This window comes from Streptomyces sp. NPDC050263 (assembly GCF_040655955.1).
Classification (GTDB): Bacteria; Actinomycetota; Actinomycetes; order Streptomycetales; family Streptomycetaceae; genus Streptomyces.
In genome coordinates this window covers 1-22,831 of sequence record NZ_JBFAKW010000142.1, presented here as the reverse complement: position 1 = coordinate 22,831, position 22,831 = coordinate 1, and the positions used below count along the sequence as shown (strand labels likewise).

Genomic DNA, 22,831 nt, shown 5'->3' with positions numbered 1-22,831 from the left:
CTGGCACAACGACAAAACCGGGCAACCGATCAAACGGTCGCTGACCGCCTACGATCACTGACCGCAACGACACCCCTTGGACTCATTCATCTAGCGCGCGGGGCGGCGAGAGCGCAGGACGGTGGCTTGATCGTCGCGGGGCGACCGGGCCACTACACTCCGCTAAAGGATGATTCATCCTTCAACGGAACAGTCCTGTGGGGGGACCATGAGCAACGACTTCACGCCACCGCCACCGCCGCCACCGATGCCCGGTTACGGGCCGCAGTTCCCGCCGCCGCCGCCTCCGCCGCCGAGGAAGACGAACACGGTCCTCGTCGCGGGGGCCGCGGCCGTGGCCGCCGCGGTCCTGGCGTCCCTCGTCACCGTGGCCGTCACCGGGAGCGGCGACGACGGGGCCAAGGCCGCGCCCACCGTCACCGTCACCCGGACGGAACTCGCCGAGGACACCGGAGCGGGCGCCGAGACGGACACCGCCGACGAGCCGGCCGCCGAGGAGACCGAGGACGGCGCCTACACGCTCTCGGACACCGTCGCCTACGAGAACGACGTGGAGATCAGCCTGTCGAAGTTCTCCCGGGGGGTCTCCCACGACTACGCGTCCCCCGAGAACACGCCCTACGTCAAGTTCACGATCAAGCTCGTCAACAGCTCGAAGAGCACCTTCGACGCGACCGGCATGACCGTGAACTGCGCCTACGGCGACGAGGGCAAGGAGGGCGAGGCCATCTTCGACGACGGCCTCGACGGCACCCCCGACACCAACGTCCTGGCCGGCCGCTCGCTCTCGTTCACCTGGGGCTGCGAACTCCCCAAGACCGAGAAGTACCTCCAGATCGAGGTGGCTCCGGACTACGAATCCGAGACGGCCATCTTCGCGGGCACCGTGAAGTAGCGAAGGGGAGCACCGCTCGGCGGCGCTCCCCTGCACGCGACGGCTACGACGCGCTTCCGCTGCTGTGGGCGATGCACGCCACGTCGATCCGATCGGCGAGTTTCGCCAGCTCGATCGTCAACGCGGCGACGGTGTCCTCGTCGAGGCCGTCGGCCCCGGCCTCGACAAGATGCAGCCACCGACCTCCCAGGGTGCGGAGCAGCTTGCTCACGTCGGCCGCGGCCACCTGCAAGGTCCCGCGGTCGTCGACGATCAGAGGCAGAGTCACTTCGCGGTTCACACCCGGGATCGTAGCCGCGCGGCGCTCACACACCGTGCCAAACCGTGGTGATGTTGCAGAACTCGCGGATTCCGTGCCCGGACAGCTCACGGCCGTATCCGGACCGCTTCACCCCGCCGAACGGGAACCCCGGATGGGACGCGGTCATCCCGTTGACGAACACTCCGCCGGCCTCCAGATCCCGGACGAACCGGTCGACCTCGGCCTCCTCGCGCGTCCACACGTTGGAGCTCAGGCCGAACGGCGAGTCGTTGGCGATGAGGACCGCCTCGTCCAGGTCGCCCGCCCGGTACAGCGTCGCGACCGGCCCGAACGCCTCCTCGCGGTGGATGCGCATCTCGCGGGTGACACCGGCGAGGACGGTCGGCGGGTAGTACCAGCCGGGCCCGTCGGGCCGCTCGCCCCCGCACAGCACATCGGCCCCGGCGCGCCGCGCGTCGTCCACCAGCTCCTCCAGGTCCGCCCGCCCCTGCTCGCTCGCCAGCGGCCCGACCTCCGTGTCCTCCTGGAGCGGGTCGCCGACCTTCAGCGCCGCCATGCCCGCCACGAACCGGGCGGCGAAGTCGTCGTACACGTCCGTGTGAACGATGAACCGCTTGGCGGCGATGCACGACTGCCCGTTGTTCTGCACGCGCGCGGTCACCGCGAGCTGTGCCGCCCGGTCGACGTCCGCCGACGGCATCACGACGTACGGGTCGCTGCCGCCCAGCTCCAGCACCGTCTTCTTGACCATCTCCCCGGCGGTGGAGGCGACCGCCCGCCCGGCGGGCTCGCTCCCGGTCAGCGTCGCCGCCCGGACGCGCTCGTCGCGCAGGATGTCGTCCACCGCCCCCGAACCGACGAGCAGGGTCTGGAAGCAGCCCTCGGCGAAGCCGGCCCGGTGGAACAGGTCCTCCAGGTACAGGGCGGTCTGCGGGACGTTCGAGGCGTGTTTGAGCAGGCCCACGTTGCCCGCCATCAGCGCCGGCGCGGCGAACCGGACCACCTGCCAGAGCGGGAAGTTCCACGGCATCACCGCGAGCACCGGCCCCAGCGGCCGGTACCGGACCAGGACGCGCGCCGCGCCGGAGTCCTTCACGTCGGCGACGGCCGGCTCCTCGTCGGCGAGCAGCTCCGCCGCGTGCTCGGCGTACCAGCGCATCGCCTTGGCGCACTTCGCGGCCTCCGCGCGCGCCTGCTTCACGGGCTTGCCCATCTCGGTCGTCATGACCCGGCCGATGTCGGCCCGGTCCTCGTCCAGCAGATCGGCGGCCCGGTGCAGCAGACGGGCGCGTTCGGCGTACGTCGTCGTCCGGTACGTGCGGAACGTGGCCTCGGCGAGCTGGAGCCGGCGCTCCAGCTCCTCCTCGTCCATGGCCTCGTACGTCCGAAGCGTCTCGCCGCTGGCCGGATTCACCGTCGCGATGGGCATGACCGACCTCCTGGAGAACTGACCGTGCTTCGACCTTCCCGCGCCGGACCCGGGGCCGCAACGCGTGCGGGTCCGCGGGTTCGCGGGTCCGCTTCAGCCCGAGTGCTCCGTCAGCCGGTCGAGAAACGCGGCCTGCGCCGGGACGATCAGCTCGCGGGCGCGCTCGACCCCGAGCCACGCCACCCGGTCCAGCTCCGGGAACTCCTGCGTACGGCCCGACCGGGGCGGCCACTCCATCGTGAACGTGCCGGGCGTCATCGCCGCCGGATCGAGGTCCGCCTCGATCGCCCATACGGTGACGATCTTGCCGTTGTGCTGGCGGACATCCCCGAGCGCGATCGCCTCGCCGTCGGGCGGGGCCAGCCCGAGCTCCTCCCGGAACTCGCGCCGGGCGGCCTCCCAGGCGGGTTCGTCGGGCTCGTACTCGCCCTTGGGGACGCCCCAGGCGCCCGCGTCCTTCTTCGCGAAGTACGGCCCGCCCATATGGCCGAGCAGCACCTCGACGCCGTTCTCGCGGCGTCGGAACAGCAGGAGCCCGGCGCTGCGCTTCTGGGTCACGGGTGTACCTCCGGGTGTGCGGCCAGCAGGGTCTCCACGGTGTCGGCCTCCTCCGGCCGCTTGTCCTCCCGATACCGGACCACCCGGGCGAAGCGCAAGGTGACGCCGGCCGGGTAGCGGGTGGAGCGCTGCAGGCCGTCGTAGGCGATCTCGACCACGAGTTCGGGGCGGACGGTCACCACCCGGCCGTCGTCCTGCACGGCGAGCCGCTGGAGGCGTTCCGTCTGCCAGGTGAGCATCGCGTCGGTCATGCCCTTGAAGGTCTTGCCGAGCATCGCGAAGGCGCCGTCGGCCGTGCGGGCGCCGAGGTGCAGGTTGGAGAGCTTGCCGGTGCGGCGGCCGTGGCCGCGTTCGACGGCCAGGACGACGAGGTCGAGGGTGTGCACCGGCTTGACCTTCAGCCAGGACGCCCCGCGACGTCCCGCGCTGTAGGGCGCGTCGAGGGCCTTGACCACGACTCCCTCGTGGCCGCGCAGCAAGGTCTGCCGGGAGAACTCCTGCGCCGCCTCGACCTCGCCGGGGCCGGCGACGACGCTCCGGCGCACCCGCATCGGCTCGGGCACCAGCCGGGCCAGCTCCGCGTGCCGTTCGGTCAGGGGCAGGTCGAGCAGGTCCCGGCCGTCCACGGACAGGACGTCGAAGAAGACGGGGGAGACCGGGACCGCCGCGGCCGCCGCCGGCACGTCCACCCGGGAGCCGACCCGGCCGGCGGTGGCCTGGAACGAGCGGGGGCGTCCGGTCTCGTCGAAGGCGATGACCTCGCCGTCCAGGATGAACCGCGACCCGGCCAACCGCCTGGCCGCGTCCGTCACTTCGGGCAGGCGGTCGGTGATGTCGTCGAGTGTGCGGGTGTAGAGGCGGACGTCGTCGCCGTCGCGGTGCACCTGGACGCGGATGCCGTCCAGCTTCTCCTCCACCGCGCAGGCGCCGAGCTTGCCGACGGCCTCGGTGACGGAGGACGCGGTGTGCGCGAGCATCGGCAGGACCGGACGGCCGACGGTGAGCCGGAACGCCGCCAGCGCCGGGGGGCCGTCCGCGAGCAGCGCCTGCGCCACCGTCTGCAGCGAGCCGGCCAGCATCACCGCCCGCCGCACGTCCGGTGCGGGCGCCCCGGTCGCCTGGGCCAGGCCCTCCACGGCGACGGCGTCCAGGGCGCCCTGCCGGACCTCGCCGGTGAGCAGGCCGAACAGGAAGCGCTGCTCGTCCGCGGTGGCCGCGGCCATCAACTCGCCCACCAGGCGGGTCCGTTCGGCCTGGGAGCCGGGGCCCGCCACCGCGCCGAGCTCGGTGAGGCGGGCGTCCACCTCGCGCACGGTCAGGGTCGGCGCGTCGGCCGGGGCGACCGGACGGCTCAGCACCTTCCAGCCGACGCCCAGGCGGCCCTGGGGGAGCCGCCCGGCCAGGTAGGGGATGACGATCGGCACGTCGTCCGGCTCCGCGTCCCGCAAGAGCTCGGCGAGCAGGGCGATCTTGCGGGAGCGCGCCGAGGCGGCGGCGACCTCCCGGGACACGTCGGCGAGCCGGGTCAGCAGCATGCAGCCATGGTGCGGCGCGCTCCGCTGTTTTACCCGCCGAGGAACGGGTCGCTTTTCGTCTGCGGGCGCGTTGTGGCTGCTCGCGCAGTTCCCCGCGCCCCTTGGGGGCGCTGCCGAACCGCAGCCTGATGCGCCCGGGCGCTCAGCGGGCGGCCTCCGCGTCGAGGTCCGTCATCAGCAGCTCGCCGTTGACGGCGGCCCCGGCCCGGTAGCCGCGGCTGGCCGCGTTCACGACCTGCTCGGCGAACCCGGACGCGTTGCCCGCCGCCCAGAGGCCGGGCACGGTGGTCAGCCCCCGTCCGTCCACCACGGGGTAGGCGCCGAAGGGCGTCTCGCTCATCTCGGCGCCCAGCCGGGACAGGAGGTCCGTCCGCGGCACCGCCCGGGGCGCCACGAACAGCACCTCACGGTCGAACACCCGGCCGTCCGTGCACCGGACCCCGGTGAGCCGGTCGTCCTCGACGACCAGCCCGGCCACCTCGCCCGGGACGACGTCCACGCCGGCCGCGGCCAGCCTGCGCCGGTCCTCGTCGGTCAGGTCGGCCTCGGCGACCGTGTGCAGGAACAGGGTGACGTCCTTCGACCACTGGGTCACCATCAGCGCCTGGTGGACGCTCATCGGGGTCGTCGCCAGTACGCCGAAGGCCTGGTCGCGGACCTCCCAGCCGTGGCAGTACGGACAGTGGATCACGTCCCGGCCGAAGCGTTCGGCGACGCCCTCGACCGGCGGCAGCTCGTCCTTCAGACCGGTCGCGACGACGAGCTGCCGGGCGTGCGCGGTCCGCCCTCCGGCCAGCCGGACGGCGAAGCCCTCGCCGTCGTCCCCGGTGGCGTCCACCGCCCGGTCGTGGACCAGCCGAACGCCGTACCGGGCGATCTCCTCGCGGCCGACGGCGAGGAACTCGGCGGGCGGCATCCCGTCCCGGGACAGAAAGCCCTGCATGTGCGCGGCGGGCGCGTTGCGCGGCTCGCCCGCGTCGACGACCAGCGTCCGGCGCCGGGCGCGGCCCAGCACGAGCGCGGCGGACAGGCCCGCGGCGCCGCCGCCGACCACGATCACTTCGTACTTCTCGTCGGGCGTCTCGTCCTGCTTCTCGGTCACGGTGACCACCTCCACGGCCACGGTCGCCGGACAGCTGCGGGATTGACAAACATCTTTGCCGATTCGGCAAGATGGAGACATGACTACCGATGACGTTCTCGCGGAGGTCGGCCCGAGGCTGCGGCGGATCCGGAAGGACCGGGAGGTGACGCTCGCGGCGCTGTCCGGGTCCACCGGGATCTCGGTCAGCACCCTCTCGCGGCTGGAGTCGGGTCTGCGCAAGCCCAGCCTGGAGCTGCTGCTGCCGATCGCCCGGGCCCACCAGGTGCCGCTGGACGAGCTGGTGGGGGCGCCGTCGGTCGGCGACCCCCGGGTGCGGGGCAAGCCGCTGGTGCGGCACGGGCGCACTTTCTGGCCGCTCAGCCGCCAGCCCGGCGGCCTCCAGGCCTTCAAGGTGCTGGTGCCGCAGCGCGAGGAGGAGCCCGATCCGCGCACCCATGAGGGCTACGAGTGGCTGTACGTGATGTCCGGGCGGCTCCGGTGCGTGCTGGGGGAGCATGACGTGGTGCTGGAGACGGGGGAGGCCGCCGAGTTCGACACCCGGGTGCCGCACTGGTTCGGGTCGACGGGGGAGGGGCCGGTGGAGTTCCTCAGCCTGTTCGGGCCGCAGGGGGAGCGGATGCATGTCCGGGCGAAGCCCCGGCAGGGGTGACGGAGGCGACTCTTCCGCCGTCACCTGTTCCCTCCTGGCAAGCGACCGCTTAGTATGCTGTCGAACCGGTCAGTCCGCCGGTCGGACGACGCAGTCCCGTGGAGGCTCCGCATGCAGGCATGGCAGGTGCACGAGAACGGCGAGCCGAGCGAGGTGATGCGGCTCCAGGACGTGGAGCGGCCCACCCCCGGCGACGGCCAGGTCCTGCTCAGGGTGCGCGCCGCGAACATCAACTTCCCCGACGCGCTGATGGTCCGGGGCCACTACCAGGTGCAGCCGCCGCTGCCGTTCACCCCGGGCGTGGAGATCTGCGGCGAGACCGAGGACGGCCGGCGCGTCATCGCCAACCCGGCCCTGCCGTACGGCGGTTTCGCCGAGTACGCCCTCGCGGACGCCGCCGCCCTGCTGCCCGCCCCCGAGTCGCTGGACGACGCCGAGGCCGCCGCCCTGCACATCGGCTACCAGACGGGCTGGTTCGGCCTGCACCGCAGGGCCCGCCTGGAGGCCGGCGAGACGCTCCTCGTGCACGCCGCCGCGGGCGGGGTCGGCAGCGCCGCCGTACAGCTCGGGAAGGCGGCCGGCGCGACCGTCATCGGCGTCGTGGGCGGTGCCGGGAAGGCGGCCGTGGCCCGGGAGCTGGGCTGCGACCTCGTCATCGACCGGCGCGCCGAGAACGTGATCGGCGCAGTCAAGGAGGCGACCGGCGGCCGGGGCGCCGACGTCATCTACGACCCGGTCGGAGGCGAGGCCTACACCCAGTCCACCAAGGTCGTCGCCTTCGAGGGCCGGATCGTGGTCGTCGGCTTCGCGAGCGGAACCATCCCGAGCCCCGCGCTGAACCACGCCCTCGTCAAGAACTACTCGATCCTCGGCCTGCACTGGGGCCTGTACAACACCAAGAACCCGAAGCTGGTCCAGCACTGCCACGAACAGCTCACCGAGCTGGCCACCCGGGGCGCGATCCGGCCGCTGGTCAGCGAGCGCGTGCCGCTCGACGGGGCCGCGGCCGCCGTGCAGCGGCTCGCCGACGGCGTCACCACCGGCCGGGTCGTCGTGGTGCCGTCGCTTGAGAACGGAGCCGCCGTATGACCGTCGACGCAGCCGAACTGCGCCGCCGCACCCAGGAGTTGCTGGCCTCGCACCCGCCCGCCACGACCGACCGCGCGGACTTCCTCAAGGCCCGCTTCGACGCCGGGCTCGCCTGGGTGCACTACCCCGAGGGCCTCGGCGGACTGGGCGCGCCCCGCTCCCTCCAGGTCGTCGTGGACGCCGAACTGACGGCCGCGGACGCCCCCGACAACGACCCGCGGCGCATCGGCATCGGCCTCGGCATGGCCGCGCCGACGATCCTGAAGTACGGCACCGAGGAGCAGAAACAGCGCTTCCTGCGGCCCCTGTGGGTGGGCGAGGAGGTCTGGTGCCAGCTGTTCAGCGAGCCGGGCGCCGGCTCCGACCTGGCCGCCCTCGGCACGCGCGCCGTCCGTGAGGGCGAGAGCTGGGTCGTCAACGGGCAGAAGGTGTGGACGTCCAGCGCTCATCTCGCCCGCTGGGCCATCCTCATCGCCCGCACCGACCCGGACCTGCCCAAGCACGCGGGCATCACCTACTTCCTCTGCGACATGACCGACCCCGGCGTCGAGGTCCGTCCGCTGCGCCAGATCACCGGCGAGGCCGAGTTCAACGAGGTCTTCCTCACCGACGTCCGCATCCCCGACGCACGGCGGCTCGGCGACGTCGGCGACGGCTGGCGGGTCGCGCAGACCACCCTCAACAACGAGCGCGTCGCCATCGGCGGCATGCGGCTGCCCCGCGAGGGCGGCATGATCGGCCCGGTCTCGAAGACCTGGCGCGAGCGCCCCGAGCTGCGCACCCACGACCTGCACCAGCGGCTGCTGAAGCTGTGGGTGGAGGCCGAGGTCGCCCGGCTCACCGGCGAACGCCTGCGCCAGCAGCTCGCCCAGGGCCAGCCCGGCCCCGAGGGCGCCGGCATGAAGCTCGCCTTCGCCCGCCTCAACCAGGAGATCAGCGGCCTGGAGGTCGAACTCCGCGGCGAGGAGGGCCTGTTGTACGACGACTGGACCATGCGCCGCCCGGAGCTCGTGGACTTCACCGGCCGGGACGCCGGGTACCGCTATCTCCGCTCCAAGGGCAACAGCATCGAGGGCGGGACCAGCGAGGTCCTGCTGAACATCGTCGCCGAGCGCGTCCTGGGCCTGCCGTCCGAGCCGCGCACCGACAAGGACGTCGCCTGGAAGGACCTCGCCCGATGAGCACCGAGCCGGATCTCCTCTACTCCGAGGAGGAAGAGGCGCTGCGGTCCGCGGTGCGCGACCTGCTCGCCGACCACTGCGACGCGCCCGGAGTCATCGCGCGCACGGAGTCGGACGCACCGCACGACCTCGCGGCCTGGAAGGCGCTCTCCGACGGGATGGGCCTCGCGGGCCTGCTGGTGCCCGAGGCGCAGGGCGGTCAGGGTGCCACGCATCGCGAAGTCGCCGTGGTCCTGGAGGAGTTGGGGCGCGCGGTCGCCCCCGTGCCGTACCTGACCAGTGCCGTGGTCGCCACCGAGGCGCTGCTGGCCGTCGGGGACGAAGAGCTGCTCGGTCGGCTCGCGTCCGGGCGCACGATCGGCGCGCTCGCCGTGGGGCTGCACCTCGCACCGGGCGCCGACTTCCAGGCCGTACGCGTCGAAGGCGGGCTGCTCCAGGGCGAGTTGACCGGCATCGCGGACGCGGTCGTCGCCGACGTGCTGCTGGTGCCGGCGGACGACGGCGGGCTGTACGCGGTCGACGCCTCCGCCGTGACCGTCACCCCGCAGATCTCCTTCGACCTGACCCGTCCCCTTGCCACGGTCACCCTCACCGGCGCCCCCGGCCGTCGCCTCGGCGACGCCGGACCTGCCGTCCGGCGTGCCCTGCGGGCCGGCGCCGGACTGCTCGCCTCCGAGCAACTCGGGCTCGCCGACTGGGCGTTGACCGAGACCGTGCGCTATCTCAAGGAGCGCAACCAGTTCAACCGGCCGGTCGGCGGCTTCCAGGCGGTCAAGCACCGGCTGGCTCAGCTGTGGCTGGAGGTCGTCAACCTGCGGGCCGCGGCGCGGAACGCGGCCGACGCGCTCGCGGGCGGCTCGGATGTCGACGTGGCCGTCGCCGTCGCCCAGGCCTACGCGGCGCCCGTCGCCGTACGGGCCGCCGAGGAGGCGCTGCAACTGCACGCCGGCATCGGCATGACGTGGGAGCACCCGGTCCACCTCAACCTCAAGCGGGCCAAGGCCGACTCGATCGCCTACGGCACGGCGGGCGCCCACCGGGCGGCCCTGGCCGAACTGGTCGACCTGTCGGCGCCCTGACCGAAACCCGACACCCGGTACCGGCGTCCGGTAAAGCCCGCCCCACCAGGGGCGGGCTTTTTCGTGCGGCTGCGCGGAAGGAGTGAACACGCGACGGCGGTCCGGCCAACTCCTTGCATGTACGGGTTCGTTGGCGTCCGGACCGCCTCATACTCCCTGTGGTCCAGACCCGCCCCACAGGGAGGAACGAGATGGTCGCCTTCACCCGCCGCAGAGCCCTCACGACCTTCGGAGCCACGCTCGCCGCGGTGCTCGCCCCGCCCGCCGGCAGTGCCTTCGCCGACGGGGACAAGCGCGGCGCCCGCCCGCTGTGGCGCGCCCACGCCCACAACGACTACGAGCACCCCCGCCCCCTCTTCGACGCGCTCGACCACCGCTTCGGCAGCGTCGAGGCCGACATCTTCCTCGTCGACGGCGAACTCCTCGTCGCCCACTCGGCGGACCGGCTCGACCCCACGCGCACCCTGGAGTCCCTCTATCTCGCCCCGCTCGCCGCCCGGGTGAAGGCCAACCACGGTTCGGTGTACCGGGGTTACCGCAAGCCCCTGCAGCTGCTCATCGACATCAAGACCGAAGGCTCCTCGACATACCTCGAACTCGACCGTCAACTGGGGCACTACAAGGGCCTGTTCACGACCTACGTCAACGGTCGTGTGCACGCCGGCCCGGTCACCGCCGTCATCTCGGGCGACCGCGCCGCCCGTACGCCCATGGAGGCGCAGACCGTCCGCCGGGCCTTCTACGACGGCCGACTCGTCGACCTCGGCGCCTCCGAGGCGTCGTTCGCCTCGCTCATCAGCGACAACTGGACGCTCAACTTCACCTGGCTCGGCGTCGGGGCCTTCCCCGAAGCGGAACGGCAGAAGCTGCGGAGCATCGTGAGGACCGCCCACGCGCGCGGGCAGCAGGTGCGGTTCTGGGCCACGCCGGATCTCGCCGGTCCCGCCCGGGACGCGCTGTGGGCCGAACTCCTCGCCGCGGAGGTCGACTACCTCAACACCGACGACCTGGCCGGCCTGGAGGCCTTCCTCGACCCCCGTCGAGCGGCGGCGTGACACCGGTCCTCCGACACCACTCGTTCGGCGGACGGCTCAGCCGCACGGACGAAACCTCCGTTACGCCACACTTGCGGCCGAATGCCGCGAAAACGGACGTGGCGGAGGAGGTTGACGATGGCCATTTCGATTTCCGTGGTGCTGTTGCTGCTGATCCTGGCGGTGATCTTCATGCGCAACGGCGGACTGAAGGTCTCGCACGCGCTGGTCTGCCTGCTGCTCGGGTTCTTCCTGGCCGGCACCAGCATGGCTCCTACCATCCGCAGCGGCCTCACGGCGACCGCCGACATCGTCGGCAGCCTTCGACCGTGAGGCCACTGCGGGGTCACGCCTGACCCGGACGGCTACTTGGTGAAGACCCCGATGCCGTTCGACACCGGGCGCTCGGAACCGTCGGACGGGTGGTTGCGGACCGTCACCTTGGTCGCGCCCGCCGGACGGGCCACCAGGGTCGACGAGCCGCCGCCGTCCAGACTGAAGCCCTCGGTCGCGCCGAGGCTCTTGAGCGCGGCGGCGACCTCGGCGATGGTCAGGCCTCTGCGGTACGCGGTGGCGCCGTCCAGCGCGAACAGGAACACCCTCTTCCCGCCGGCGGCGATGCCCACGGCCGTCCGCACGGCCGAGACCGACGCGTCCAGACCGGCCGGCGGCGTGCTGCCCGACAGGATCGGGTAGCCGCCGACGGCGAAGCTGTACGCCGGCTGCGAGGCGGACGTCAGCCCGTACCGCACCGCCACCCGCTGCCCCTTGACGAACTTCCGCAGGCGCTGCGCGCCCGCCTCCCGCCCGACGAGGACCGTGGTGCCGACCGCGATGGCGCCGCTGCCGGGCGTGGCCGAGGTCGACACGACCCGGCCCTTCTTGACCGTCACCTCGTAGGTGCTGGTGCTGCACGCCGCGGCCCGTTCGGTGTCCGTGCCGCAGGTGGCCCGCTTCCGCGAGACGCTGCCCCAGTCGGAGGTGAACGCGCCGACGGAGTTCTCCGGCAGCGCGTACTGGTTGACGCCGCCCAACGGCAGCCGCCGCCCCACCGTGGTGAAAGTCCCGTTGAGGGACAGGCTGTCGACCCGGGCCTTGCCGTCGGCGCCGACGCCGACCACGGCCCGGGTGTTGGTGCCCGGCGGGAGTTCGGGGCCGAACCGCTGCGCGTTCGGGACCGCGCTCTTCAGCGCCTTCCCGTTCGCGATCGCCGGCCCCACGCTCGCCCCGGTCGCGGTGACGCCCGGATGCTGCACCTCGCTGATGTTGAAGAAGTCGCCGTTGATGCCGGCGACGGCCTTCTGCTTGTTCGCCATCGTGGAGACGCCCGAGCGGGCCGCGACGGCCCCCGGGTACAACAGCCCCAGGCGCACGTGCGTGTTGGCGAGGTCGACGCTGAGCACGTGCACATGCGTCTTCCCGGCGGCCGCCTGAAGGTCGTACTGTCGGTACGCCACGCCTGCCGCCACGGTGGTCCAGGTCGCGGCGTCGGCCGTGGCCGCCCCCGCGAAGGTCGCACCGGCCACTGTGCCGAGGGCGACGAGCAGCGACAGAGACCTTCTGCGCACCCCGGACCCGTTCTGATGTCGTGTCACAGACCCCCCTGGGTAGTTTCGGCTCGCAACTTTCTCACGGTCCGCGGTGACGACCGTCAGGGGGTGGACGTGAACACCACGCGAACGAGTGAGGAAACGCGCGATCCGGGGTGCGCTGCTCGGCCGTTCTGCTCGGCGGTCCGGCTCCGTGGCGTCACTGGTCCTGCGGGCGCGCCGAGTTGCCGTCGAACGGGGTGAAGTGGGCCGGCGCGTGGTCGATCGGCAGATCGGGGCGCCAGGCGGTGAGGGACTGGGCGCTGCACACGAACAGGGACGGCGGCAGGCAGTCCAGGGCGTACCAGCGCCAGTCGCCGACGCTCTCGCCGGGCTGGTCGGCCGGTTCGCCCTCCCAGGCGGTGACGACGGCTCCGACCGTCATCCGCACGACCCCGTCGACCTGGTCGAGGAGCGTGCCCAGCAGGCGCACGTCCGAGGGGTCCGCCCGCAGCCCGGTTTCCTCCCGCAGCTCCCGCACGACCGTCTCCTGGAGCGACTCGCCGGGTTCCACCGTGCCGCCGGGCAGCTCCCAGGTGCCCCGGCGGTGCCGGCCCAGGAGCAGTCCTCGGGGGCCGTGCAGGACGGCGCCGACGCCGAGCGCCGCGTGCGCCACGGGCGGGAGGTCGGTGCGGGGGCGGGCGGCGACCCGCAGCGGGCGCCGCGCCCGGAAGACCCGGTAGGCGGCGGGATCGGCAGGATGCGAGGAGCCGGCCGGGTCCGCGGGGGCGGCCGGGGCGGGTGCCGTCACCGGTACCACCTCCTCGACGCGCAGCCCGTGATCGGCGAGCAGCGCCTCCCACACCTCGGGGGCAGGCACCCACATCCGGACCGTCGTCTCGCCGCCGCCCGCGAACCGCAGGGTCTCCGGCCGGGCCACGAGCTCCGAAGTGGGCCCGTCGCCCCGGGAGTTGGTGTGCAGCACGGAGAAGCACAGCGTCCCGCCGGGGGCGAGCGCGGTCGCCAGGGCGGGCAGCAGCCGTCGTGGGTCGATGAACGGGACGGCGTTGACGGAGTAGATCACGTCGTACGGCTGCGCAGCCGCCCGCAGGTGAGCGACGGCGTCGGCATGGAGGAGGCGCAGCCCGGGCAGGGCACCGTACCGGGCCCGGGCCCGCTCGATCTGGCCGGGCGCGGCGTCGACGGCGTCGACGACGGCCTCGTGCACCCGGACCAGCCGCGCCGCGTGCCGGGCCGTGCCGCAGCCGAGGTCCAGGACACGCCGCCCCTTCAACTCCCCGAGGAAGGCGTCGTCGGGCCCCGCGTCCGGGAACCCCCAGTCGATCCGCTCCGCCTCCGCCAGGACCGTGCCGCGCCGCAGATGATGCGCGGCGTAGGCCTGCCAGGCACCGGCGTTGACGGATTCCGGGGAACTGCGTCCGATGCGCGATCCCTGATCGTCCGAACTGGGGAGCTGCGACATCGACGTACCTCCAGGGAGCAGCGGTTGAGGTCTGCCAGCCTGCCCTCTCGCTGAGGATCCGTCCCGGAGGACGTGCGTGCGGCGTGCGAATCCCTCATCCGCGACGGCTTCGTCGGCCGCCTGATCGCCTCGACGCGGTGAGCCCGCACCGACTGATGTCCCCATCACCATCGCATCGGCCGAGGAAACCCACTCCGGCGAGGGTGCGCATCGTTCCACGCTCGAACCGGCCCGCGGGATCGGACTCCGTGGCGGGTCAGCGAGCGTCCAGCCGACTGGCGAGCAGGTGGAGTCGCTCGGCGTCGGGGCTGCCCTCGGCCGCGGTGCAGACCAAGAGCGCGGGACCAGGGTTGCCCGGAATCAGGTAGACGTCCCAGTCCAGGTTCAGTTCGCCGACCTGGGGGTGGTTGAGGCGCATCCGGCCGCGGGTCGGTTCCTCCACGTCGTGGAGGGCCCACAGCGCGGCGAACTCGTCGCTGCGGACGGCGAGTTCACCCACCAGCTCGACCGCGCGCGGGTGGTCGGGATCGGCGGCGACCTGGGTCCGCAGCATCCCGACCAGTTCGGCGACGGTGGCCGCCCGGTTCGGGCAGGTCCGGTCGGCCTCGGGGCGCAGGAACAGTGCCAGCAGGTTCCGCTCCCGCTGCGGCCGGCTGGTGAACTCGCCCAGCAGGGCACCACCGAACGGGTTCCAGGCCAGCACGTCCAGGAAACGACCGACGACCAGAGCGGGCGAGGCCATGGTGCGCAGCAACCGGAGCGTGGTGTCCGGGACTTCCTCCGGTTCGTACGAACGCGGCAAGCGGCCCGGGGTACGTGCGGCGGCCGCGAGGCTGTGCAGGTGCCGGGACTCCTCGGCGGAGAAGTTCAGGGCACGCGCGAGGGCATCCAGCACCTGCTCGGAGGGCCGGACGTCACGTCCCTGCTCCATGCGCTGGTAGTAGTCCGAACTCACCCCCGCGAGCAGAGCCAACTCCTCGCGCCGCAGCCCGGCGACGCGCCGCCGCGGGCCGGGCTCCAGCCCGACGTCCGCCGGCCGCAGCCGAGTCCGGCGGGTGCGGAGAAACTCCGCGAGTTCGCGTCTGGGGGCGTCGCTCATGGCGACAGTATGCCGCCGGTGCGGCCCGCGAGGGTGGGTCTGCCGGACCCAGGAAAAGCAGGACGACCGTGATGCCGCGTGCGGGGTCCAGCATCGGACGCACCACAACCGGTCACGGAAGGAACAAAGAGATGAAGGCCGTTCAGATCATGAGTTTCGGTACCGCGGACGTCCTGCGGATCAATGAAGTGGATCGTCCCGCTCCCGGCGCGGGTGAGGTACTGGTGTCGGTCGAGGCGACCAGCGTGAACGGGCACGACGTCATCGTCCGCGCGGGGCAGGTGAAGATGGTGTCGGGACGCCGGTTCCCGATCGGTACGGGGCTGGACTTCGCGGGCACCGTTGCCGCGACCGGCGCCGGTGTCGAGGGCTACCGGGTGGGGGACCGGGTGTGGGGCATGGTGCATCCCCGGCAGCGGCACTCCGTCGCCGGTGCGGCCGAGTACGTCGTGGTGTCCACGGACCGTGTCTCGCCCGCCCCGGCGGACCTCTCGTCGGTCGAGGCGGCGTCCCTGGTGGTCGCGGGTGCCACGGCGCTGATCGCGCTGCGCGACAGCGTGCACCTCGCGGACGGGGAGCGGGTCCTGGTGCGGGGCGCGGCCGGCGGAGTCGGCACGGCCGCCGTGCAGTTGGCGCACGCCATGGGCGCCCATGTGACCGCGCTGGCCCGCGACCGGTATGCCGAGCATCTCACCGACCTCGGCGCCGACGAGGTGCTGGACCGTCGCTCCACCGCCTCGGAGCGGATCGGGCCGTTCGATGTCATCGTCGACACCGTCGGCACGGAACTGCACTGCTACCGGAGCCGATTGGCGAAGGGCGGCCGCATGGTCACCGTCGGACTCTCCCCGTCGGCGCTGGCCGCGATCGCCGCGTCGAGCGTGCACGGCTCCCGCCGCATCCGCACCTTCAGCGCCAACCCCGAAACCTCCGTGCTGCGCGATGTGGCCGGCCATGTCACGTCGGGTGCGCTGCGCCCGGTGGTCGACAGGGTGTACCCGCTCGCGGACATCGCCGCCGCGCACGAGGCGTTCGAGCGCGGCGGCGCCGTGGGCAAGCACGTGGTGACGGTCCCGCGCAGCTCCCTGTGACGGAGTCCGGTCGCGGGACGTGGTGCGCAGATCGACGCCGTGGGCCCGGGCGTCGGCGGTGACGATCCGGGTCGCCGACTGTGACAGCGGGCGTCGGTCGGCGAGTCGGACTCAGTGCACGGGGTGCTTGCTGAGGACGGACACCCGGTTGAAGGCGTTGATGGTGACGGCCACCCAGATCACCGCCGAGATCTGGTCCTCGGTGAGCGCCTGACGGGCGTCCTCGTAGGCGGCCTCCTGCGCGGCCGCGTCGGACAGCACGGTGGTGACCTCCGCGAGCGCCAGGGCCGCGCGCTCCAGGGGAGTGAACAGCTCGGTGTCCCGCCAGGCCGCGAGGACGGCCAGCCGCCGGGTGTCCTCGCCCGCGCGCAGGGCGGCCTTCGTGTGCACGTCGAGACAGAACGCACAGCCGTTGAGCTGCGAGACGCGCAAGTTGACCAGTTCCACGACGGTGCGCTCCAGACCGGCCTCCGCGGCGGTCGCCCGCACGGCCTCGGACGTCTGGACCAGCGCGTGGTAGGCCTTGGGGCTCTGCTTGTCGATGAAGATCCGTCGAGTCATGTTGAACATCCAACCACTGAGACGAAACCGAAGGTCGGCGGCGGGCGATGACCCGTACACACACATCCTGACAGCGGAAAATGGTTGGTCGAAGTCACAAACAGTGTGTCTGGGCGATCATTGTGACATCCTTCGGACCGTCTCTCCTGAACGCGACAGAAAGCAGACAGATCAGCATGTCGGAAGAAGTCAGGCCGGTTCATGTCCCGGCGGACGGCGGAACTGCCGTTTTTCTGGATGGTCACACCTACACCACGATCATGTCGAAGGCTCAGAGCAACGGTGAGTTCTCACTGGTCGAGTGTGTGATTCCGGACGGGGCGGGAACACCTCCGCATCGTCATCACAACGAGTCCGAGACGTTCTTCGTCCTGGAGGGCGAACTCGTCGTGATGGCTGGGGACGAGGAGTACGAACTGCGGCAGGGCGGCCTGGTGTACGTGCCGAAGGGCACCCGTCACAACTTCCTGAACCGGAGCGGCAAGACCGTCCGCATGCTGGCGCTCTTCTCCCCCGGCGGCATGGACGGGCTGTTCACCGACGTCGGCAAGCCCGGAGTCCGTGGTGCGGCCGCCCCGCCGGAGCCCCCCGACCTCGAGCTCATGGCCCGCGTGGCGGCGCAGTACGGCTTCTCGATGGCCTGACCAGGACTCGTCCGGTCCAGGTGCCGAAGGGTTCGTGCTTCTTCCCTTCTTACGGTCTCTGCGCCTCAATGAGGCAATGCCCGACCCGACTTGACCGGACTTGACCTGGAGTGACCTATGAGACGTACGACGCGTAAGTCACGTGCTGCCCTGGTCGCCTCCGCCGCCTCCGCCGCCATGCTGGCCGGGAGCGTGGCGCTGGCGCCCGGGGCGGGCGCCGTGACGCCGGACCGGGCCACCGCCCAGTACGACTGTGGAGCCTGGGGCCCGTCGACGACCACGTTTTTCACGGCCACCCAGTCCGGCAGCGCGGCGACGATCACGGTCACCCTGTCCTCGCTGACCGCCCCGATCCCGGTGCAGACGAACAGTGTGACGTCCACCCTGGTGCTCGCCGAGAACGGCGGTTGGGAGACCACCGAGTTCACCGGGACGATCAACCCGTACCTGAGCGTGGGCGACCCGTTCGTCCTCGGTCCGCTCAGCGGCACGGTGGCACCGGACGACAGCCTGGACTCCAGCGCCGGCGGCCCGTACTCGCTGCGCATGGTGCTCTTCGGGATCACGATCAACTGCGTGGCGAAGAGCACGTTGTCCCCCGGCCCGTTCGTCTTCTGACGACCCGAGCCACGGGACGGCACGGCCGCGCCGCCCGGTGCGGTCGCGGGCGGCACGGCCGTCGCTCACTGTTCAATGTCGGCCTTCGGGAGGCTGGTGGAGCCCGAACCCGGAGCCTTGGTCGTCGCGGCACAGCTTGAAGCGGCCGAACCGGGCCACCGACTCCTCGTCCTCCGCTCCTTCCGCACCGAGATCCTCGATCGTGCCGCCCAGCTCGGTCACCCTGGCGACCGCGGCGTCCAGGTCGTCGACCCGGAAGAAGAGGTACGGGGAGGCCGCCTCGTCGCCGCCGTGCATACCGCCCGGCAGGCCGTCGGTCGTGACGGCGAAGCCGTGACCGGTGGGGCCGGGTTCGAAGGTCCAGCCGAACAGGGCTCCGTAGAAGGCGCGACCGCGCTCGGGGTCGGCCACGCCCAGTTCGAAGAAGGTGGGTTCGCTCGCCATGGTCGTGCCTCGTACAGGTAGGGATTGCGCGGGTACCGCTGCTTGGCGTCTGCTTCCATCGTCCTCCCGGGCGAGCGCTTCCGCAGCTGAGGCGCCGGCCGGGGCGAGGCGCTCCGACAGCGGAGCGCCACGGTGTGCCAACCGTGGTCTGTCACACCTCCTCGGCCCGTCCGGTCTAACAGTTGTCGACCAACGAGCAGAGGGAATCATGCGTGAGATTGTGATTGTCGGTGGTGGCTATGCGGGCTTCTACACCGCATGGGGCCTGGAGAAGTCGCTGCGTTCGGGCGAGGCGCACGTCACCGTCGTCGACCCGCGCCCCTACATGACCTACCAGCCCTTCCTGCCCGAGGTGACGGCCGGATCGGTCGAGGCACGCCATGCGGCGGTGTCGTTGCGCCGGCACCTTCGCCGCACCCGGCTGATCTCGGGAAGCGTCACGGAGATCCGTCACGCGGGCCGGACGCTCACCGTCCGGCCCGTCGACGGAGCCGACTACGAACTCCCCTACGACACCCTCGTGGTCACCGCCGGCGCCGTGACCCGCACCTTCCCCATACCGGGGCTGGCGCAGCAGGCGATCGGCCTGAAGCACGTCGAGGAGGCGGTGGCCATCCGCGACCGGCTGCTCACCGCGTTCGACCAGGCGGCGTCACTGCCGCCGGGCCCCGAGCGGCGGAGGCTGCTCACCGTGACCTTCGTGGGCGGGGGGTTCTCCGGCGTCGAGGGCTTCGGCGAGCTGCTGTCGCTGGCGACCGCGATGCTCAAGTCCTATCCGGAGCTCAGCTTCGGCGAACTCTCCTTTCACCTGGTCGAGGCCCGGGGCCGGATCCTGCCCGAGGTGGGGGACGAGCCCGGTGCCTGGGTGGTGCGGTCGCTGGAACGCCGGGGCGGGCACGTCCACTTGAACACACAGCTGGTCTCCGTCGAAGACGGGCACGTGGTGCTCTCGTCGGGGGAGGAGTTCGATTCCGAGCTGATCGTGTGGACCGCCGGCAACGCCTCGAACCCGGTCGTGCACAACCACACGGATCTGCCGGTCGACGAGCGGGGCCTGCTCGTGGTCCGGCCCGATCTCCGGGTGGGCACCGACGACGACCCGGTGCCGGACGTGTGGGCGGCCGGAGACGACGCGGCCGTTCCCGACCTCGCGGTGGCCCTGCCGGGCGCGCGCACGGTGCCGAACGCCCAGCACGCGGTGCGGCAGGGCAGGCGCCTGGCGAAGAACATCGTGGCCGACCTGCGCGGGGGGCGGGTCCGCGACTACCGCCACAGCAGTCTGGGCGTGGTGGCGACCCTGGGGCTCGGACGCGGCATCTTCCAGTACAAGAGGATCGTCATCAAGGGTTTCCCGGCCTGGCTGATGCACCGGGGCTATCACGTGCTGGCCGTCCCCACCTGGGAGCGCAAGGTCCGGGTGCTGACCGTCTGGCTGACCGCCGCCTTCTTCGGCCGGGACCTGGTCTCCCTCGCCTCGGTGCAGCACCCGCGGGACGCGTTCGTCGCGAGCGGCCGGCCGCGGTCCGCCGACGGGAGCCGGGCGAGCGGCCGCCCGGCCGCGTGAGCCGCTTCGACGAGCGCGGCTCGGCAGCGCCCGGCGCTCCCACCTGCTCGTCATCGCCTTCCCTCTGGAGCACACCATGGACGCGAGTGAGGAGGCCGCGCGCGGCCTGACCGACATCGAGACATTCCTGTACTGGGAGGCTCATCTACGAGCGGCACATCAGCGCGTGGCGGAGTTCACCGCACGGGCGCCGGGGCTGACCCGGGAGCAGAAGAGGCACCTCGAACGGTGGTACGTCGAGGAGCAGAGATACGTCGCCCGCATGGTGACCGAGCACATCGCCGATGCCATCGGAGGGGTCGAAGCGAAACACCACATCCGCTTCGGACGATGGCTACGAGGCACGCTGATCGCCATGACGCTCATCACCGTGGCGATGATCTGGGTCTGCGTCGCGGTCATCATGGGCGGGTAGCGGGACGGCGTGAAGAGGCGCGCGCAGGGCTGAGGAACGTCTAGGAACGCCTCGCACGGTAGAGGCCCCGGCCGCTGCGCTGGACGCGGGAGGCGCCGACCAGGCGGTCGAGCGTGCTGCGGACGCCGTTGATGCTTCCGCTGTCGCTGTCACGGCCGAGAGCCGCCGCGACATCGCGCGCCCGCACATCGGCGTCGCCGACGCCGGCGAAGTACTCCATGATCTGCTCGGTGAGCTTGCCGTACTGCCTCTGCGAGTCCGGGTCCGATGCCGATGCCGCGCCCGAGGTCCCGGCCGATTCCGGGTTGCCGGCCCCGTCGACGGCGGCGGCCACCGGAGTCTTCGCGTCCTTGCCGCTCTGACGCTTCCGAGGCTGTGCGGCGGCGTTCGCCGTGGTGCCCGCGGGCTCGGCGGAGGCGGCGGAGGCACGGTCGGCCTGCGGTTCGCCGGTCTCCACGCCCTGACCCGGCTGCGCCTGCACACCGGCAGGGCGTGCCGTGACCGGCGCCGCGGCGACCGGGTTGCGCATCAGCGTCTCGAGCGCGCTGAGGGCGCGCTGCACCGAGCCGAGATGGGCCACGACCGCGGCCAACTCCCTTTCCAGCGCCTGCTTCTGGATCTGGAGCCGGGCCAGATCCTCCTGCAGGCTCTCGGTGGTCACCTCGATGTCATGTGCCGCATGCGTTGCTGCATGGGTTACAGAGACCATGTGTTCCTCTCATCCTCAGCCCCTCGTGCCGCGCCCCGGCTGACCTGCGGTGCCGCTCGGTCTGAACGCGGGAATATGTCTCCCTGACATCATATGCAGTGGCTCGCGCCGATACGGGGGACGGTTCGGCACGCAGAGACGTCAACGCATCGATTGTTGCCACTGTTCGAGGTCGGCGCAATGGGTATGAGGGCACCTGAATGTCATCAAATACGGCGATCTTCGGCCTGCGGGTTGACGGAGGAATCGTCGCGCCGCAGGCGCAGCGCGTCGGAGGCCGCCCTGATGCGTGCGTCGACGACGTCGATCGCCTCTCTGAGCAGACGGAGGCGGGCCTCGAGCAGGGCGGCCTCGGCTGCCAGCGCCACACTGTCGGCGGCCGGGTCGGAGTGCTGGTCGGGGTCTCGTGGCATGACGCGTCTTTCTGCGGCTCGAACCGGCGGTCGTGCGAAACCGGAAGGTCTGCGGACGGGCGGCAGCGCACGGTGCACAGCGCACCGGCAGACTCGGCTCCCCCCACCCACCGCCCCCGCCCACCGCATTGACCGAACAGCCCGGGAAGGTGTGACAGCCGTTCGGGGGACGCTGCTCGGACCGAGCCCGCGCCTCACCTTAGGCCACGACCTTGACAAGGTTGAACTGTTCTCGGGCCGGGCCGATGCGGAACAGTGTTAGATAGTGTCAGTTCTCTGCAGGCGCAGCGCCCCGGCCGACTCCGTCCCCCGGTACCGGCGCCGCCTCGGGAACCTCTTTCACTGCGAGGGAAAGGTGTTTCCCATGGCCGAGCTGTTCCATGACGCCGACGCCGAGGTGCCCAGCCCCTTCGGTCCCCCTGCGGCCGCGGGCGGCGCCGCCTTCGCCGAGCTGCTGCTGAGCAGTCACCTCGCCCTGACCGGCCGCCCCCTGTGTCCCCCGCGCTGGACCTCACCGGACGAGGCGGCCCACTGGCTGTACGCCGACGCGCGCTTCGGACTGCTGGCCCACGGACCGGGCCCCGACCCCACGTTCTGCTACGCCAACCGCACGGCCCAGCGGTGTTTCGGCTATTCCTGGGACGAGTTCACCGGCATGCCGTCCCGCCTGTCCGCCTCCTCGCACCACCAGGAGGACCGGGACGACTTCGTCCGCGCCGCGCACGAACACGGCTTCGCCGACGGCTACACGGGCCTGCGCAGGACCAGGACCGGCGAGGAGTTCTGGATCAAGGACGTGACCATGTGGGACCTCCTCGACGCCGGGGGAGACAGCCGGGGGCAGGCCGCGGTCTTCCGTGACTGGTCCCCGCCCGTGCGGCCGATGTGACCGACGCGCTGCGGATCCGGCGGGGTGTCACAACCTCCGCCGGTCTCCGGTCAAGCTGACGAGCCGACAGGAGAAACCGAAGAAGAGGGCCGTGCGCGTAGTTGCGTCGCCGGACACCCCCGCAGAGCAGCGCCGGGGTGTCGTGCCGGTCAGCCGTGCAACCGGTACGAGAGGGAGGGTGCTCTATGGACCAGGCTGACGCGGTGCCGATCGGGGAGCTGCTCGACGAGCGTCGATTTCTGCTGGACCTGGCCTACTGGATGCTGGGGAGCGCGGGTGAGGCGGAGAGCGTGGTCGAGGAGACCTACCTCCGGTGGTACGGGCTGTCCGACGCGGAGCGGGCCGGGATCACCGCGCCCCGGTCGTGGCTCGCCAAGACCGCCGGCGGGATCTGCCTGAGCCGCCTCCCCCTGCCCGACCTCGCCGCCGACCCGCCGCAGGAGCGGTCCGACGCGGAGGGCGAGGAGGTGAGTCGGGTGCTGCTGGACGCGTTGGACTCCCTGCCCCCGGCCGAGCGGGCGGCGTTCGTCCTCAACGACGTCTTCGGGATGACACC

Annotated in this window: 26 protein-coding genes; 14 read left to right on the top strand and 12 right to left on the bottom strand. The window is 71.9% G+C overall.

The window, feature by feature from the left end:
• Nucleotides 1–208 precede the first annotated feature (208 nt).
• Nucleotides 209–895 carry a hypothetical protein gene (locus tag AB0J04_RS39105; RefSeq protein WP_363173408.1) on the top strand — a complete coding sequence of 229 codons (687 nt, stop codon included), beginning with the start codon at nucleotides 209–211 and terminating at the stop codon, nucleotides 893–895.
• A 43-nt stretch (nucleotides 896–938) separates the two neighbouring features.
• On the opposite strand, the gene AB0J04_RS39100 is transcribed toward AB0J04_RS39105, so the two are convergent.
• The 5 genes from AB0J04_RS39100 to AB0J04_RS39080 form a co-directional block, all read right to left on the bottom strand.
• Complete coding sequence (locus AB0J04_RS39100) at nucleotides 939–1,175, bottom strand: DUF6213 family protein (protein ID WP_363173407.1); 237 nt, start codon at nucleotides 1,173–1,175, stop codon at nucleotides 939–941.
• Between the two features lie 25 nt (nucleotides 1,176–1,200).
• The gene (locus AB0J04_RS39095; protein ID WP_363173406.1) at nucleotides 1,201–2,586 is read right to left on the bottom strand and encodes an NADP-dependent succinic semialdehyde dehydrogenase; all 1,386 of its coding nucleotides are present in this window, start codon (nucleotides 2,584–2,586) and stop codon (nucleotides 1,201–1,203) included.
• A 93-nt stretch (nucleotides 2,587–2,679) separates the two neighbouring features.
• Complete coding sequence (locus AB0J04_RS39090; protein WP_363173404.1) at nucleotides 2,680–3,144, bottom strand: NUDIX domain-containing protein; 465 nt, start codon at nucleotides 3,142–3,144, stop codon at nucleotides 2,680–2,682.
• Nucleotides 3,141–4,679, bottom strand: a complete 1,539-nt coding sequence (locus AB0J04_RS39085; RefSeq protein WP_363173403.1) for an ATP-dependent DNA ligase — start codon at nucleotides 4,677–4,679, stop codon at nucleotides 3,141–3,143. Before AB0J04_RS39085 ends, AB0J04_RS39090 begins: the two co-directional genes overlap by 4 nt.
• 142 nt (nucleotides 4,680–4,821) lie before the next feature.
• Nucleotides 4,822–5,790 (bottom strand): NAD(P)/FAD-dependent oxidoreductase, encoded by a 969-nt coding sequence (locus AB0J04_RS39080; protein ID WP_363173409.1) that lies wholly within the window; start codon nucleotides 5,788–5,790, stop codon nucleotides 4,822–4,824.
• 70 nt (nucleotides 5,791–5,860) lie between these two features.
• Between AB0J04_RS39080 and AB0J04_RS39075 the strand changes: the two genes are divergently transcribed.
• The 6 genes from AB0J04_RS39075 to AB0J04_RS39050 all read left to right on the top strand — a co-directional run bounded on the left by AB0J04_RS39075 (nucleotide 5,861) and on the right by AB0J04_RS39050 (nucleotide 11,149).
• Nucleotides 5,861–6,433, top strand: coding sequence for an XRE family transcriptional regulator (locus tag AB0J04_RS39075; RefSeq protein WP_363173402.1), 573 nt, complete (start codon nucleotides 5,861–5,863; stop codon nucleotides 6,431–6,433).
• Nucleotides 6,434–6,544: 111 nt separating this feature from the next.
• Nucleotides 6,545–7,522, top strand: coding sequence for an NADPH:quinone oxidoreductase family protein (locus AB0J04_RS39070; RefSeq protein ID WP_363173401.1), 978 nt, complete (start codon nucleotides 6,545–6,547; stop codon nucleotides 7,520–7,522).
• Nucleotides 7,519–8,703, top strand: coding sequence for an acyl-CoA dehydrogenase family protein (locus AB0J04_RS39065; protein ID WP_363173400.1), 1,185 nt, complete (start codon nucleotides 7,519–7,521; stop codon nucleotides 8,701–8,703). Before AB0J04_RS39070 ends, AB0J04_RS39065 begins: the two co-directional genes overlap by 4 nt.
• Nucleotides 8,700–9,782, top strand: coding sequence for an acyl-CoA dehydrogenase family protein (locus AB0J04_RS39060; RefSeq protein ID WP_363173399.1), 1,083 nt, complete (start codon nucleotides 8,700–8,702; stop codon nucleotides 9,780–9,782). The genes AB0J04_RS39065 and AB0J04_RS39060 overlap by 4 nt, the downstream gene beginning before the upstream one ends.
• Nucleotides 9,783–9,973: 191 nt before the next feature.
• Complete coding sequence (locus tag AB0J04_RS39055; RefSeq protein WP_363173398.1) at nucleotides 9,974–10,837, top strand: phosphatidylinositol-specific phospholipase C/glycerophosphodiester phosphodiesterase family protein; 864 nt, start codon at nucleotides 9,974–9,976, stop codon at nucleotides 10,835–10,837.
• A gap of 117 nt (nucleotides 10,838–10,954) precedes the next feature.
• Entirely contained in the window at nucleotides 10,955–11,149 is a 195-nt protein-coding gene (locus tag AB0J04_RS39050; RefSeq protein ID WP_351910496.1) for a hypothetical protein, read from the top strand.
• 32 nt (nucleotides 11,150–11,181) lie between these two features.
• On the opposite strand, the gene AB0J04_RS39045 is transcribed toward AB0J04_RS39050, so the two are convergent.
• The 3 genes from AB0J04_RS39045 to AB0J04_RS39035 form a co-directional block, all read right to left on the bottom strand.
• Entirely contained in the window at nucleotides 11,182–12,411 is a 1,230-nt protein-coding gene (locus AB0J04_RS39045) for a phosphodiester glycosidase family protein (protein WP_363173397.1), read from the bottom strand.
• A gap of 154 nt (nucleotides 12,412–12,565) precedes the next feature.
• A complete protein-coding gene (locus AB0J04_RS39040; protein WP_363173396.1) occupies nucleotides 12,566–13,828 on the bottom strand; it encodes a bifunctional class I SAM-dependent methyltransferase/NUDIX hydrolase in 1,263 nt (420 codons plus the stop codon).
• Nucleotides 13,829–14,084: 256 nt separating this feature from the next.
• Complete coding sequence (locus AB0J04_RS39035) at nucleotides 14,085–14,927, bottom strand: helix-turn-helix transcriptional regulator (protein WP_363173395.1); 843 nt, start codon at nucleotides 14,925–14,927, stop codon at nucleotides 14,085–14,087.
• A 131-nt stretch (nucleotides 14,928–15,058) separates the two neighbouring features.
• On the opposite strand from AB0J04_RS39035, the gene AB0J04_RS39030 reads away from it, so the two are divergent.
• A complete protein-coding gene (locus AB0J04_RS39030) occupies nucleotides 15,059–16,018 on the top strand; it encodes an NADP-dependent oxidoreductase (protein WP_363173394.1) in 960 nt (319 codons plus the stop codon).
• A gap of 111 nt (nucleotides 16,019–16,129) precedes the next feature.
• Here AB0J04_RS39030 and AB0J04_RS39025 read toward each other — a convergent pair whose 3' ends face one another.
• A complete protein-coding gene (locus tag AB0J04_RS39025; protein ID WP_363173393.1) occupies nucleotides 16,130–16,579 on the bottom strand; it encodes a carboxymuconolactone decarboxylase family protein in 450 nt (149 codons plus the stop codon).
• A gap of 260 nt (nucleotides 16,580–16,839) precedes the next feature.
• Between AB0J04_RS39025 and AB0J04_RS39020 the strand changes: the two genes are divergently transcribed.
• Nucleotides 16,840–17,223, top strand: a complete 384-nt coding sequence (locus tag AB0J04_RS39020; protein WP_363173392.1) for a cupin domain-containing protein — start codon at nucleotides 16,840–16,842, stop codon at nucleotides 17,221–17,223.
• 117 nt (nucleotides 17,224–17,340) lie between these two features.
• Nucleotides 17,341–17,841, top strand: a complete 501-nt coding sequence (locus tag AB0J04_RS39015) for a hypothetical protein (protein ID WP_363173391.1) — start codon at nucleotides 17,341–17,343, stop codon at nucleotides 17,839–17,841.
• 72 nt (nucleotides 17,842–17,913) lie between these two features.
• Here AB0J04_RS39015 and AB0J04_RS39010 read toward each other — a convergent pair whose 3' ends face one another.
• The gene (locus tag AB0J04_RS39010) at nucleotides 17,914–18,285 is read right to left on the bottom strand and encodes a VOC family protein (protein ID WP_363173390.1); all 372 of its coding nucleotides are present in this window, start codon (nucleotides 18,283–18,285) and stop codon (nucleotides 17,914–17,916) included.
• A 208-nt stretch (nucleotides 18,286–18,493) separates the two neighbouring features.
• Here AB0J04_RS39010 and AB0J04_RS39005 point away from each other — a divergent pair, with 208 nt between their 5' ends.
• Both AB0J04_RS39005 and AB0J04_RS39000 read left to right on the top strand, forming a co-directional pair.
• Complete coding sequence (locus tag AB0J04_RS39005; protein ID WP_363173389.1) at nucleotides 18,494–19,849, top strand: NAD(P)/FAD-dependent oxidoreductase; 1,356 nt, start codon at nucleotides 18,494–18,496, stop codon at nucleotides 19,847–19,849.
• Nucleotides 19,850–19,925: 76 nt separating this feature from the next.
• Nucleotides 19,926–20,264, top strand: coding sequence for a hypothetical protein (locus AB0J04_RS39000; protein WP_363173388.1), 339 nt, complete (start codon nucleotides 19,926–19,928; stop codon nucleotides 20,262–20,264).
• Between the two features lie 40 nt (nucleotides 20,265–20,304).
• Here AB0J04_RS39000 and AB0J04_RS38995 read toward each other — a convergent pair whose 3' ends face one another.
• Both AB0J04_RS38995 and AB0J04_RS38990 read right to left on the bottom strand, forming a co-directional pair.
• On the bottom strand, nucleotides 20,305–20,973 hold the full coding sequence (locus AB0J04_RS38995; protein ID WP_363173387.1) for a hypothetical protein: 669 nt from the start codon (nucleotides 20,971–20,973) through the stop codon (nucleotides 20,305–20,307).
• Nucleotides 20,974–21,179: 206 nt separating this feature from the next.
• Nucleotides 21,180–21,386: a hypothetical protein gene (locus AB0J04_RS38990; RefSeq protein ID WP_363173386.1), complete on the bottom strand. Its 207-nt coding sequence runs from the start codon at nucleotides 21,384–21,386 to the stop codon at nucleotides 21,180–21,182.
• A gap of 364 nt (nucleotides 21,387–21,750) precedes the next feature.
• Between AB0J04_RS38990 and AB0J04_RS38985 the strand changes: the two genes are divergently transcribed.
• Both AB0J04_RS38985 and AB0J04_RS38980 read left to right on the top strand, forming a co-directional pair.
• Nucleotides 21,751–22,275, top strand: a complete 525-nt coding sequence (locus AB0J04_RS38985; protein ID WP_363173384.1) for an MEKHLA domain-containing protein — start codon at nucleotides 21,751–21,753, stop codon at nucleotides 22,273–22,275.
• A 185-nt stretch (nucleotides 22,276–22,460) separates the two neighbouring features.
• Nucleotides 22,461–22,831: sigma factor (locus AB0J04_RS38980; RefSeq protein ID WP_363173383.1), on the top strand; the 371-nt coding region annotated here is incomplete at its 3' end.